Source organism: Corynebacterium auris (assembly GCF_030408575.1).
Taxonomy (GTDB): domain Bacteria; phylum Actinomycetota; class Actinomycetes; order Mycobacteriales; family Mycobacteriaceae; genus Corynebacterium; species Corynebacterium auris.
This window is the reverse complement of sequence record NZ_CP047047.1, coordinates 1373956-1387265: the sequence shown is the minus strand read 5'-3', so window position 1 is coordinate 1387265 and position 13310 is coordinate 1373956. Positions and strand designations below refer to the sequence as shown.

Below are 13310 nucleotides of genomic sequence, written 5' to 3'. Positions count from 1 at the left end.
GTGTAGAGGCCAGTGCACAGCGGGCGGGCTAGAGAGTCCGGAACACCGACACGACGCGGCCCATGATCTGGGCTTCGTCGCCCTTGATGGGGGAGAAGGCGTCGTTGTGGGGAATGAGCCACACGCCGGTGGAATCGCGGTGGAACTCCTTGACGGTTGCTTCGCCGTCGAGAAGCGCGGCGACGAACTCGCCCTCCTCGGCGACAGGCTGAGAGCGGACGACGACCCAGTCGCCGTCGAGGATGCCGGCGTCTCGCATCGACTCGCCGACGACGTGGAGCATGAACAGCTCACCGTCGCCGAGCAGTTCCCCGGGCAAGGGTAAGTAGCTGTCGACGTTTTGCTCGGCGAGGATCGGCGAGCCAGCCGCGATCTGCCCGACGACGGGAATGTAGCGGGCGGGGGCGGCGTCTTCGAAAGGTGCCTCCGGCGGCGCAGCCTTCGCGCCCCGCTTGGGCGCTTCGGGCAGGTGGCGCAGGTCGACAGCGCGGGGTTTGTTCGGGTCCCGGCGGAGGAACCCCTTCTTCTCCAGCTCCTTGAGCTGATAGGCAACCGACGAGGTGGACTGTAGGCCCGCCGCGTCGCCGATCTCGCGGATGCTCGGCGGGTAGCCGCGCAGGACAACCGCGTCGCGGATGACCTCGAGGATGCGCCTCTGGCGGTCCGAGAGGACGCTGGTGTCGAGGCTGCTGGGGTCGTACTTCTTGCGTGCCATGTCTTGGTGCCTTTGTTCCTTTGTTCCTTGCCTTGCTGCTAGTTGGGGGGGTTGCGCGGGATCAGTGGTGTTGAGTTGTGGCCTTGCGCCGGGAGCCTTGCGTTGGCACGAACGCCACAACGCCGGACCCTTCGTTACGGCCCAAAAATACCAGACCTGGCAAACATGTTCGACCTTTGCGCGCTCGATGTGGACACGTGTGTGTTCGAGCGCTATAAATCGAACATAAGGGCGAGAGTCGAACATTCTGGCGAGTGTCAAGTCGGCGCGTCCGCCCGGTTTATAGCCTGTAGGCACAATCCATCTTCACACGGAAGTGAGACAGCGATGACCATGACTTCTCCCCGCTACCACGGTACGTACGACGTTTCCTCCCGAGCCCTTCGCGGTAGCGCACCGGCCGCGGTCTGGGACGTCCCAGAGGTGCCTGTGCGCTGCTCCGCTGCAGCCGCGGTGCGCAGTCTCGGCAGTGATGTTCGAACGGGAGAGCGTTCGAACGCGGGGCCGGATGGCGGGGAGGTGAACGCGCGTCTATCCCCCCGCGAAACCCGCGCTAGCGCCCTGATGGGGGCCGTATTCGGCCTGGCTCTGCTGGTGGGGTCAGCGCTCGGGGGCGCCTTCGACTCAGACGGGCAGCCATCCGGCCCGGTGGCGGCCACTAGCGGGGTGCTCAGTGCAGTTGGGCGCTAAGGGGTTCTGTAGGGAGCGCGCACCCCGCGGATTCCCGCGGAGTAAGCTCGGAGCCTGTTCCGGTCCGATTTCGCAGCGGCACGGCCAGGAAGGCAGGCTCTGAGTGTATTGCCCGTTTTGCCACAACGAACAGTCACGCGTCATGGACTCCCGGGTGGTCGACGCGGGCTCGGCGATCCGGCGCCGCCGCGAATGCACGGAGTGTGGGGGGCGTTTCACCACCGTGGAGAAGGCCGTACTCACCGTTGTCAAGCGCAACGGTGTCAGCGAACCCTTTGACCGGGACAAGCTTATCGTCGGCGTACGCCGCGCCTGCCAAGGAAGGGACGTCTCGGACGATGCGCTGAAGCGGCTCGCCCAACAAGTGGAGGAGACAGTGCGCAGCCACGGTAGCTCCCAGGTCAACGCCAACGACATCGGCCTGGCGGTGCTTGAGCCGCTGCGCGTGCTGGATGAAGTGGCCTACCTGCGCTTTGCCTCCGTATACAAGTCATTCGAATCGGCCGACGACTTCGAATCCGAGATCCGCCTCATGCGGCGCAAGGACCGCGAGGACTTCTAGCCCTAGGTCAGTTTTTCGATCATCTTCTCCACGCGCCGCTGGCTGACGGGCTTCGCGGTACCGAGACGCTGGGCGAACAGGCTGACCCGCAGCTCCTCAATGCGCCACAGGATGTCCTTGTAAGCGGCGGTCTTCTCCCGTCCCTTCGGCAATCGAGACATCCGCGCCGCAAGGGTGGCCTTGACGGAATCGATCACCGCTTGGCGGTCGGCGTCCCTGTCGGGGTCGATGTTCATGTCCTCGAGCCGGATACGCATCGCCTCGACGTAGCGCGGCACGTGCTGCAGGCGGCCCACTCCGTGGACTGTGATCGCGTGGGCGGGCAGGTAGAAGTCGAGCTGGGAGCGCATGTCGTCGATCGCCGGGCCCTCCCACGAGCGCAGTTCCTCGCGCATGGCGGACCACTCCACAAGCGCCGGGGCAACGGCGACCACGGCGCGGCGGACGGCGCCGGCCACCTCGGGCTTCACGCTCGCAACGAGGGCCTCGAACTCCTCCGGGGTGCGCACCGGTCCGCCGTGCGCCATCATCAGGTCGCGCACGGCGGCGACGCGGGCGTCGTCGACAAGCCCGGCCGCCCCGCCGTGCGGGTAGTTGTCCACGGCGACCTTCTGCCGCAGCGGCAGGCCCTTGGTCATCTGGTGCGCGTTGACCGTGACCTCCCGCAGGAGCAGGGTGAGGGTGGCGGTGAGCATGGAGGCGTCTGCCGCCTCCTTCGTCGGGTGGACCGTGACCTTCACGCCATCGGCCGTGGCCTCAAGCGCCGGGTAGGCGTCGACCGTGTTGCCGTCTATTGTCGTGCGCACCGTCTCCGCGACCTCGCCCAGGCTCGCCCTGGTCCACTCCTGCACGACCTCCGACTCCGAGCGGCGGCCCGCCTGCGAGACAGAGGAGCGGATCTGCCCCGCCTGGCGCTCCTTCAGCGCAGCGAGGTCCTTGTCGTGGTCGATGGTCTCGCCGCGTCTGCCGATCGCCGCGTAGGTGATGCGCAGGTGCGGTGGCAGGGCGCCGGGACGGAAATCGCCCGCGTTGACCCCGGAGCCGCCCAGCTCGCGCAGGGCCGAGGCCAGCTGCTCCACCAGCTCCGATTCGCGCGGTTCGAGCTTCGGCAGCGCGCGCGCCGCGAAATCGGGCGCGGGAACCACGCTGCGGCGCAAAGCGCGCGGCAGTGTGCGGATGAGCTCCGTGACCAGCTCCTCGCGCAGCCCCGGGACCAGCCAGTCGAAGCCCTCGTCCGTCAGGCCGGCGAGCAGCGGAACCGGGACGTCGACGGTGACGCCGTCGAAGTCGTCTCCCGGCTCGAACTTGTAGCGCAGCTTGTAGTCGATGCTGCCCTGGCGCCAGGTGGGAGGGAAGGCCGTGTCGGAGGCGTCGGCGGAGTCGTCGACAAGCGATGCCGGGTCGAAGTCTAGGTAGGCCGGGTCTTCCTTGCGCTTCTTCTTCCACCAGGAGTCGAAGTGGCGCGCGGTGGTCACCTCGGCGGGCAGCTTCGAGTCGTAAAAGTCGAACAGGGCGTCCTCGTCGACGACGAGCCCGCGGCGGCGCAGTTTTTCCTCGACGGCGGAGGCTTCCTCCAGCAACGCCTCGTTGTGGTCGATGAAGGTGTGGTGGCGGTTCCAATCGCCGCCGATGAGGGCGTGCCGGATGAACATGATGCGCGCGCCTTCCGGGTCGACCCGGTGGTAGGGCACCAGGCGGTCGCGCACGATGGGTACGCCGTAGAGCATGGACTTCTGGTGCACCATCGCGGCTGAGCGCTTGCGCGACCAGACGGGCTCGGAATAGCTGTGCTTGAGCAGATCGCCCGCGGCGCGTTCGACCCACTCGGGCTCGATTTTGGCCACGTCGCGCGCCCACAGGCGCGAGGTTTCCACGAGCTCGGCGGCCATGATGAACTCCGGCGGCCGCTTGGCGAGGGAGGAGCCCGGGAAAACGCGGAAGCGCGTGCCGCGCGCGCCCTGAAACTCCTTCGACTCGCCGTCGCGCGCGCCGATGTTGGACAAAAGCCCCGTCAGCAGGGACTTGTGGATCGCCGCGGCGTCGCGCTCACCCGCGACGGATTCAACGGGGGACCAGCCAAGCTGCTTCTCGACGTCCCTGAGCTGCCGCACCAGGTCGTACCACTCCCGGATGCGCATGTAGTGGAGGAACTCCTTGACCATGCGCTTGCGGAAGGCGTTGCCGGACAGCTCGTCGCGCGAGCCCGCGATGTAGTCCCACAGCTTAAGCGAGGATAAAAAGTCCGACGTCTTGTCCTTGAAGCGCGCGTGTGCCTGGTCGGCCTGCGCCTGGTGCTCGAGGGGGCGCTCGCGCACGTCCTGGATGGTCATGGACGCGACGATGACGGTGACGTCGTCGAGCACGCCAAGGCGGTTGGCCTCGACCAGCATGCGCGCCATCTTCGGGTCCACCGGGATGCGGGCGATGTCGCGGCCGATTCCGGTCAGCGCCGGAGACCCCTCAGGCTTATCCGGCGCGACGGCGCCGAGCTCGCGCAAAAGGGCCAGCCCGTCGCGGATCGACTTTCCGTCGGGCGGCTGGATGAAGGGGAATTCGGAGACGTCGCCTAGGCGCAGCGAGATCATCTGCAGGATGACGCTGGCGAGGTTGGTGCGCAGGATCTCCGGGTCTGTGAACTCCGGGCGCTGGTCGAAGTTCTCCTCCGAGTAGAGACGGATGGCGATGCCGTCGGCGACGCGGCCCGAGCGCCCCGAGCGCTGGTTCGCGCTGGCCTGCGAGATTTCTTCGATGGGCAGGCGCTGCACCTTTGTGCGCGTGGAGTAGCGCGAAACGCGGGCGAGACCGGTGTCGACGACGTAGTGGATGCCCGGCACGGTCAGCGAGGTCTCCGCAATGTTGGTCGACAGCACGATGCGCCTGCCCGAGTGGGGGGAGAACACGCGGTGCTGCTCGGCGTTGGACAGCCTGCCGAACAAGGGGGTGACCTCGACGCCGCGCCACCTCTTCTTTTCGATGGCCTCCATGCAGTCGCGGATGTCGCGTTCGGAGGAGAAGAAGCAGAGGATGTCGCCGGGGCCTTCGGCCATGAGCTCCTCGACGGCGGCAACCACGCCGTCGATCATGTCCACGTCGACCTCCTTGCCGCCGATCTGCTCCACGAGGGGGCGGTAGCGGATCTCCACCGGGTAGGTGCGCCCGGAGACCTCGATGATCGGCGCCGGGGTGCCGTCTGGCGCGGCGAAGTGCGCGGCGAAACTCTCCGGGTCGATCGTTGCCGAGGTGATCACGACCTTCAGGTCGGGCCGGCGCGGCAGCAGCCGCTTGAGGTAACCGAGCAGGAAATCGATGTTCAGGCTGCGCTCGTGGGCCTCGTCGATGATGATGGTGTCGTAGGCGTTGAGGTAGCGGTCGCGCTGCATCTCCGCCAGGAGGATGCCGTCCGTCATGAGCTTGACGGCGGTGGTCGCGGAGACTTTGTCGTCGAAGCGGATGGCGTAGCCGACGGACTCGCCGATGTTCTGCCCGAGTTCATCGGCGATGCGCTCGGCGACGGTGCGCGCCGCCAGGCGACGCGGCTGGGTGTGGCCGATCAGGCCGCGGCGCCCGCGCCCCAGCTCGAGCAGCATCTTCGGGATCTGGGTGGTCTTACCTGAGCCGGTCTCACCGGCGATGATGACCACCTGGTGGTCGCGCAGCAGATCCATGATGTCGTCGCGGCGCGCGGAGACAGGAAGCTTTTCCGGGTACGTGATGGTGGGTAGAGCGTCCGCGCGGGCCGCCACCCGCGCCGCGGCGGCGTCGATATCCGCGGCGATTGCCGCGAAAGCCTCCGGTGCGCGCGCCTTCTTCAGGCGGCGCCGAAAGCGGCGCACCTCGGCAAGCGGGACATCTTCGAGGCGCGAGAGAAGGTCGGAGCGGGTAGGGGTGGCAGAAGAGTCGTTCATATCTGCCGAACGATTCTAGCCCGTCAGCAGTTCGGTGCCTCTTTCCACCGCGTGCCGGTGGGCCCGGGTGACAAGCTCCCCGAGCTTCTCGTACGCCGCGGTGCGCGAAGAACTCGAACGGCACACCATCCCGATGGTGCGTTGCGCGACGACGCCTTCGTCGAAGGTGGCCAGCCCCAGTCCTGGGCGGGCGCATTCGGTCGCGATGGCGGAGGCGGGTACAAGAGTGGAGCCCAGACCCGCCACCACCAGCTGCATGATGGTGGTCAGCGACGAGGCGCGCGTTGCGGAGTCGGCGTCCGCGTGCGGGGCGGCGTTGACGAGTCGGCAGAGGTCGACGATCTGCTCGCGCAGGCAGTGGCCGTCGTCAAGCAAGAGGAGGTTCAGCTCGTCGAGCACGTCCAGGGTCAAATCACTGCGGCCCGCTGCCTCGTGCTCGGAGTTGGTGACCACGATGAACTGCTCGTCGAAAAGGGGGTATTCGTTAATACCGGTCGCGCTCGTCGGTAGTGCGAGCAGGGCGAGGTCGATGTGGCCGTCGCGCAGCTGCTGGATGAGCTGCTCCGTCTGGTCCTCGACGATGCGCGGTTTGAGATCGGGGTAAAACTCGCGCGCAAGGTGCAAAAACTCCGGCAGGATGTACGGCGCGAGCGTCGGGATGATCCCGATACTCAGCGGCCCCGCCAAGACGCCGTTGACACCACGCGAATGTGCGACGAAGTTTTCTGCGGCCTCGAGCGTGGCCTTGGCCAGCGGCAGCAGCTTTTCGCCCGTCGGGGTCACGATCACCTTGCGCGTCGAGCGTTCGATGAGCTGCACGCCCAGTCCCGACTCGAGGGCGACCAGCGCCTGCGAGAGCGAAGGCTGAGAGATGTTCAGCTTGTTCGCTGCGGTCCCGAAATGGCGGTTTTCGGCGATGGTGACGAAGGTGCGCAGTTGCGCAAGGGTCGGCCGGTATTCCTTATTGCCCATGCCTATGACGTTACAAGACAGATATAGGCGGGATGTAAGAATTGTAGTTTTTGCTCCGAATGTTTGGTTACGTCGAGTATGACTCTGTGATGCGCGTAACCCGAACAGTCCGGGAGCGCGGGTCAGCGCAGCGGCTCGAACGGGGCGATCGCCGGGTCGGTCTCGCCCGTGGCGATGCGCCGCGCCAACAGCTTTCCGCTGAGCGGGCCGAGGACTACGCCCCACATCCCGTGTCCGCCGTTGACGTAGACGTTCGGGGCCTTCGTCGCCCCCACCAGCGGCAGCCCGTCGGGCGTGACGGGGCGCGAGCCCACCCACTCGTCCTCGCGTTCGGCCCAATTGACCCCGCGGAACAGCGGCGTGGTGTTGTGCACGATCGAGCGCACGCGCTGCGGCTGGAAAGCCTCGTCAGGGCCACGAAACTCCATTGTTCCGGCCACGCGCAGCCGACCCCGGTACGGCGTGCACGCCACCTTCGTGTGGGGCAAATAAATCGGGGCAGTGACCGGCTCTCGGGTGGGCACGCTGAAGGAATAGCCCCGCCCGGCTTGAACCCGCGTGCGCACGCCGAGGGTGCGCACCAGCGAGGGCAGCCACGCGCCGGTAGCCACCACGACGACGTCGGCGCTGCGCCATTCGCCCGTGGCCAGCTTGACTGCTGGGGTGCGTGTCGACGTCACCTCGACGATCTCGACCCCGCCGGTGATGTTTCCCCCGCGCCTGCGCACGTCGGCGGCAAGCGCCTCACAGAACGCGCCCGGGTCGATGTAGCGCTGGCCGCCCATCCGGTACAGGGTGCTCACCCGCTCCGAGAGCACCGGCGCGACGCGGCGCGCCTCTTCCAGATCAATCTGCTCGAAGGGGATGTCCTGGCCGTGGCGTGCGGCGCCCTCGACCTCCGCCAAAAAGCCCGAGGCCTGCGAGGCCTTTTCGAAACCGACGATGAAGGGCACGTCGTGCGTCTGCGCGTCGACGCCGCTGGCGGTCAACTCGTCGAAGGCCGCCAGCGCCCCAAGGTCGGCGGGCGTGAGCCGGGCCATTGTCGCATCCCACGCCCGGTCGGTGGCGTGCGCCATAAATCCGGCGACGAACCGCCACAAGCCGGGGTCGAGCCGTGCCGGGACCTGCAGCGCCGCGTGGGCGTCGAAAAGCGCGGTGGGGCCGTAGGCCCACAAGCTCTTGTTGGCCAGCGGAATGGTCTTGCCGGGGGCGAGCCAGCCGGCGTTGCCCCACGACGATCCCGCGGCGACGCCGAGGCGGTCCACGACGTCAACGTCGTAGCCGAAGCCCTGCAGGTGCCACGCGGTGGACAGGCCGACCATACCGGCACCGACGACAATCGCTCGCGCCATGTTATTTCCCCTTCCTAAAACTGTGGTAGACAAACTCAATCTAGCGCACCGCGGGTGCGAGGGAGTCGTTTCCGGGGAGGAGCTATCGCGCGGCTAGCTGGCGACGATGTGCAGGGAGCGCAGCCGTACCTCCCCGGCCTCATCGGAGGCATCGAGGTCCACCACGCCGTGCAGCTGGAAGGAATTGTCGCCGGCGGGGTCCTGGAAGATCTGGACCACCTCCCACAGGCGCCCAGACTCGTCGGTAAGCCGGAAAAAGCCCGCCCCGCGCGCCTCTGGACCCGTACCGAGGTCGTCGTACTCCGCGAAGTAGTCGTCCATCGCCGTTGGCCAGTCCGGGCGCTCCACCGGGTCGAGATAGTCCACCATATCCGCGAGCTGCTCCTCCTTTTCGAAGGCGAACAGCTCGACCATGCGGAAGAAGTAATTGCGCACCATGACGCGAAACGCTCGGCGGTTGGCCGTGAGCGCGGTCGGGTCCTCGACGCCGAACGCAAGCTCGCGTTGGAGGGTTTCTTCCGAGATGGGGGAGTCCTCGTCCGCCATGTGCGCCCACTCGTCGATGAGAGAGGAGTCCACCTGGCGGATCAGCTCGCCGAGCCACACGATGATGTCTTCGAGCTCGTCGTTGAGGTAGGACTCCGGGATTGAGTGGGATAGCGTGCGCCACGCGTCGGTGAGGTAGCGCAGGATGACGCCTTCGGAGCGCGCCAAACCGTAGGTGGCGATGACGTCCGAGAAGGTCATCGCGTGCTCGATCATGTCGCGCACGACGGACTTCGGCGAGAGCTCGAACTCGCGCGCCCACGGGTTGCTCGCGGCGAAGGTGTCAAAGGCCTCCTCGAGTTCCTCGGCGAGGGGCTTCGGGTAGGTGATCTCCTCGACGATGGCCATCCTGTCGGTGTAGTCGACCCCCTCGGCCTTGAGCGCGGCGATCTCTTCGCCGCGGGCGGCCGATTGCTGCGCCTGGAGCAGCTGGCGGGGGTCGTCGAGGATGGCCTCGAAGGCGGAGATGACGTCGAGGGTGTAGTTCTCCGACTCCGGGTCGAGCAGGGTAAGGAAGGCAAGAGCGAAGGGGGATAGGGGCTGGTTCAGTGCGAAATCCCGGTCGAGCTCGGTGGTCAGAGTGTACGGGCGCATCGCGGGGGAGTCCGGCGTTCGTTCGACGACTCCGGCGTTGATGAGGCCCCGGAAGAGTTCGACGGCGACGAGGATGTCGCGGTTTTGCTTCGCGCGCGTGTCGTGGTTCGTGCGCAGCAGGTGCTTCATGTGCTCGTAGCCGTCGCCCGGGCGCGCCACGATGTTGAGCAGCATCGACGTGGACACGCGAAACTGGCTGTGGAGTTCTTCTGGTTCGGCGGTGGTGAGGCGCTGGAAGGTCTTCTCCGACCACGTCACCTCGCCCTCGCGCGCCGATTTCAGGCGCTTTTTCTTCGCTTTCTTCGGGTCGTCGCCCACGCGTCGGCGCAGCTTGGCGTTTTCGATCTCGTGCTCGGGCGCCTCGACGACGACGGAGCCCTCGGTATCGAACCCGGCGCGCCCGGCGCGCCCGGCGATCTGATGGAACTCGCGCGACTTCAGCACGCGCTGGCGGGTGCCGTCGAACTTGGCGAGGCCAGTCATAAGTACCGTGCGGATCGGGACGTTGATGCCCACGCCGAGAGTATCGGTGCCGCAGATGACCTTGAGCAGGCCCCGTTGCGAAAGACGCTCCACCAGGCGGCGGTACTTCGGCAACATGCCAGCGTGGTGGATGCCGATCCCGCGGCGCACAAGCTTCGACAGGGTCTTGCCAAAGGTGGTGGTGAAGCGGAAATCGCCGATCTCGGCGGCGATGCGTTCCTTTTCCTCGGCGGTGATGATTTTCATGCTAGTCAGTGCCTGTGCGCGCTCAGTGGCCTCGCGCTGGGAAAAGTGCACCACGTAGATCGGCGCCTTGCCGGCGTCCAAGAGCTCCTCCAGGGTTTCGTGGACGGCGGTGAACACGTAGCTAAAATCGAGCGGAACCGGCCGCTGGGAGCCGCCGACGTAGGTGGTGCGCCGGCCGGTGCGCTCCGAAAGGTCTTTTTCCAACCAGGCGGTGTCACCGAGAGTCGCGGACATGAGCAGGAACTGCGCCTTGGGCAGCTCCAAGAGGGGCACCTGCCAGGCCCACCCGCGATCCGGTTCCGAGTAGTAATGGAACTCGTCCATGACAACTTGGTCGATGGAGGAGTTCTTCCCCTCTCGCAGGGCGATGTTGGCCACGATCTCCGCTGTCGCCGCGATGATGGGGGCGTTGCCGTTGACCGTGGCGTCGCCCGTCATCATCCCGACATTCTCGGCGCCGAAAATTTCGCACAGCGCGAAGAACTTCTCGCTGACCAGCGCCTTAATCGGGGCGGTGTAAAAGGAGCGCTGCCCCTTCGCCAGCGCGACGAAGTGCGCGGCGTTGGCCACCATGGACTTTCCCGAACCCGTCGGCGTGGCCAGAATGACGTTATCGCCGGTGAGTAGGGCGAGCGAGGCCTCCTCCTGCGCCGGGTAGAGGGAGATACCGCGCCCGGCGGTCCACGCGGTGAAGGTGTCCCAGACGGCTTCGTCGAAGAGCGGTTCTGGGACGTTGTCAAGATCGGGCAGCATGTCGGCGAGAGTCACGCAGACCACCGTAGCCGACCGCCCCGACACGGGGCTTAGTCCCGTTCGTCGCCGCCTTCGCCGCGCTCAGGCCCGTCTTCTTGGTCCTGGTCCTGCTCGGGGGAGATGTCGTAGTAGTCCGACAGGCGGGTATCCTCGGGTTCCCCGTGGGGCAGGCCGCGCTCCCGGTCGCGATCCTCGATGGCTGCCAGGAAGTTCTCGAAGGCCTCGCCGATCTCCTCGCCGCTGGGGGTCTGCGCCTCACCGGGCATCATCGCGTTCGGGTGAGTCTCCCGGTAGGCCTCCATCTCGCGGTCGTAGTGCTGCTCGAGGGCTGCGACCACCTGGGAGATCTCCTCAGACCCCTCCGTTTGCTCCGCGAGCTGGCGCGCCACGCGCTGCATGTCGGCCTCCAAGGCGCGCAGCGGGAACGACAGCCCCGAGGCGTCGGAAACGGACTGCAGCAGCTGGTACGCCGCGTGCGGATACGGCGAGGCCGAGATGTAGTGCGGCACGTGCGCCGTGAACCCAGCTACCGAGCGACCGCGGCCGTGGAGCACGCGCTCGATCATGGTGGCCGCCGAGCCCGGCACCGAGACCATGCCGTCGAAGGTGTACATCGTGCCGACGAGCTCCGGATCGTTGCCGTGCGCCGACACAACCAGCGGGCGCGTGTGCGGCGCCCCCATCGGGGCCGCGTACAGGCAGATCGTCTTGTCCACGTCGAAGTGATCCACCAGATCAGCCACGGCGTCGCTGAAAGCCTCCCACCGCAGGTCGGGCTCCGGGCCGGAGAGTAAGAGGAAGGAAGAACCTTCCTCGTCGCGCAACACGCGGATGTCCAGCTGGAGTTCGTCCATGCCCGTGATCTCGTGCTGCGCCATGGTCACGGTGGGCCTGCGCGAGCGGTAGTCAATGAGTTCGTCATTGCTGAACGTGGCCACGGTCCGCGAATCCAGCGCAGCCTTCAGGTGCTCGGCGGCGCCCTCAACGGCGTGGCCGGCGTCGGCGTAGCCCTGCATGGCGATAACGAGGGTGGGGCCGGAGGACGATTCCCCGCCCACGGCCGGGGCGGGATACTCCAGCTCGTACATGTGACGGTCTTTCTGCGCCATCTCTAACCTCCTGAACCAACCTGGGCCCGCAGCGTCTCTGCGGCCCTGCCCGGGACGTTGCCGGGCTGTCCCTTCCCACAACGGCACCGCACCGGCAAACATTCCCGTTAAAACACCCCATCATGCACGAATGCTCCCCGCGGCGCCACCGCTTTACCCCCGCCGGCGGGCGAGTTGTGGAAAGCTCCCTTTTGTCCACAGAAACCGGCTGGGTGGACCGCAAGGGGCGCGCCGCCCGGGAACCGCGGGGGCCGTGATACAGACGAACGTGAGCATGGAAACTTCGTCCTTTGCCTCAGAAAGTTTGACCGGCCCCGCCGACCTCATCGCCTCGCTTCCGGGGGTGCTCGGCTTCTACCCGCACGAATCAGTCATCGTCCTCGGCCTCATGGAAAGCGCCAAGCCGGGCTGCACCACGCTCGGCCCCGTCATGCGCGTCGACATCACCCACGCGCAACAACTGTGCGCGAACCTGCACGTCATGCCTGTCGAAGGCTGTGTGGCCCTGCTCGCCGTCCTCATTACCCGCATCCCGGAGTCCCCGCTCGCCGACGCCGCCACCAGCGCTCTTTTCCGCCTCACCGACGAAAGCGGAGCGGGGCTTATCGACGCCTGCTGGCACGTCTCCGAAATAGCCACCGGCACCCCGTACACCCTGCTCTTCGGCAGCGCGGAAGACCCGATAGGCGGCGGCGCCATCCCCGCCGACTGGTGCGACGGCACCGTCGCCTCCGTCATGGCCTCGCCTGCAATGAAAAACCTCCTCGACAATGGGGTCCTCCCGGAGCTCAACCGAGAGGACAGCTACCGCTACTTCCAGCTCCGCGCCCCCCGTGACGCCGCCGAGGCCGAGGAACGCGCTGCACTGGAGAAGCTGGCCACCCGGCGCGGCCGCGAACTGGCGGAGAAGATCAGGCGCGGCGACGCGAAGGCTCGCGCCGGGGCGGCCGAGGCCTGCCGCACGCTTATTGCCTTCCCCTCCTGCCCACTGCTCAGCGAGTGGGAGGACAGCTCCCTCGAGCCGGGCAGCGGTGAGGAAGATGATCTCCTCGGCTTGGCCACTCTGCTCTCGCGCAGCTACCTGCGTGACCGCCTCATTGTCGACGCGCTGGCCGCGCCCTACTCCGCAAGCACGGCGATGATACGGGTGGCGCAGAACTTCACCGGGGTCATCCGCGCGAACGCCCTGTGTGTCTGGGCGATTCTCGCCGTCGATAAGGGCTTGCACTCCTGGGCGATCGCGGCGCTGACGACGGCTCGGGAGGAGGTCCCCGGTCATTCCATGTCAGCCCTCCTCATCGACCTCATAAGAGTGGGACAGCACGACTCGCTCATCCGGGCAGTGCGGGAGGGCAGCATCGCCGCCTGGGACTTCTAGTTCGC

Annotated in this window: 8 protein-coding genes; 2 read left to right on the top strand and 6 right to left on the bottom strand. The window is 66.8% G+C overall.

What is annotated here, in order from left to right:
- Positions 1-28: 28 nt before the first annotated feature.
- Positions 29-715, bottom strand: coding sequence for a transcriptional repressor LexA (gene lexA / locus CAURIS_RS06670; RefSeq protein WP_290341139.1), 687 nt, complete (start codon positions 713-715; stop codon positions 29-31).
- A gap of 793 nt (positions 716-1508) precedes the next feature.
- Here lexA and nrdR point away from each other — a divergent pair.
- A complete protein-coding gene (nrdR, locus tag CAURIS_RS06665; protein ID WP_290341137.1) occupies positions 1509-1967 on the top strand; it encodes a transcriptional regulator NrdR in 459 nt (152 codons plus the stop codon).
- A 2-nt stretch (positions 1968-1969) separates the two neighbouring features.
- Here nrdR and hrpA read toward each other — a convergent pair whose 3' ends face one another.
- The 5 genes from hrpA to CAURIS_RS06640 all read right to left on the bottom strand — a co-directional run bounded on the left by hrpA (position 1970) and on the right by CAURIS_RS06640 (position 11927).
- Positions 1970-5872: an ATP-dependent RNA helicase HrpA gene (gene hrpA, locus CAURIS_RS06660; protein ID WP_290341135.1), complete on the bottom strand. Its 3903-nt coding sequence runs from the start codon at positions 5870-5872 to the stop codon at positions 1970-1972.
- A gap of 15 nt (positions 5873-5887) precedes the next feature.
- Entirely contained in the window at positions 5888-6844 is a 957-nt protein-coding gene (locus tag CAURIS_RS06655; RefSeq protein WP_290341133.1) for a hydrogen peroxide-inducible genes activator, read from the bottom strand.
- 122 nt (positions 6845-6966) lie between these two features.
- On the bottom strand, positions 6967-8196 hold the full coding sequence (locus CAURIS_RS06650; RefSeq protein WP_290341131.1) for an NAD(P)/FAD-dependent oxidoreductase: 1230 nt from the start codon (positions 8194-8196) through the stop codon (positions 6967-6969).
- A gap of 93 nt (positions 8197-8289) precedes the next feature.
- Positions 8290-10818, bottom strand: coding sequence for a DEAD/DEAH box helicase (locus CAURIS_RS06645; RefSeq protein WP_290343343.1), 2529 nt, complete (start codon positions 10816-10818; stop codon positions 8290-8292).
- A gap of 50 nt (positions 10819-10868) precedes the next feature.
- Entirely contained in the window at positions 10869-11927 is a 1059-nt protein-coding gene (locus CAURIS_RS06640; RefSeq protein ID WP_290341128.1) for a PAC2 family protein, read from the bottom strand.
- 274 nt (positions 11928-12201) lie between these two features.
- Between CAURIS_RS06640 and CAURIS_RS06635 the strand changes: the two genes are divergently transcribed.
- Positions 12202-13305 carry a DUF4192 domain-containing protein gene (locus CAURIS_RS06635; RefSeq protein WP_290341126.1) on the top strand — a complete coding sequence of 368 codons (1104 nt, stop codon included), beginning with the start codon at positions 12202-12204 and terminating at the stop codon, positions 13303-13305.
- Positions 13306-13310: the final 5 nt, after the last annotated feature.

Excerpts from the sequence above, each read along its gene's own strand:
- lexA (WP_290341139.1), bottom strand. The coding sequence starts at position 715 with ATGGCACGCAAGAAGTACGACCCCAGCAGCCTCGACACCAGCGTCCTC.
- hrpA (WP_290341135.1), bottom strand. The coding sequence starts at position 5,872 with ATGAACGACTCTTCTGCCACCCCTACCCGCTCCGACCTTCTCTCGCGC.
- CAURIS_RS06655 (WP_290341133.1), bottom strand. The coding sequence starts at position 6,844 with ATGGGCAATAAGGAATACCGGCCGACCCTTGCGCAACTGCGCACCTTC.
- CAURIS_RS06650 (WP_290341131.1), bottom strand. The coding sequence starts at position 8,196 with ATGGCGCGAGCGATTGTCGTCGGTGCCGGTATGGTCGGCCTGTCCACC.
- CAURIS_RS06645 (WP_290343343.1), bottom strand. The coding sequence starts at position 10,818 with ATGCTGCCCGATCTTGACAACGTCCCAGAACCGCTCTTCGACGAAGCC.
- CAURIS_RS06640 (WP_290341128.1), bottom strand. The coding sequence starts at position 11,927 with ATGGCGCAGAAAGACCGTCACATGTACGAGCTGGAGTATCCCGCCCCG.
- CAURIS_RS06635 (WP_290341126.1), top strand. The coding sequence starts at position 12,202 with ATGGAAACTTCGTCCTTTGCCTCAGAAAGTTTGACCGGCCCCGCCGAC.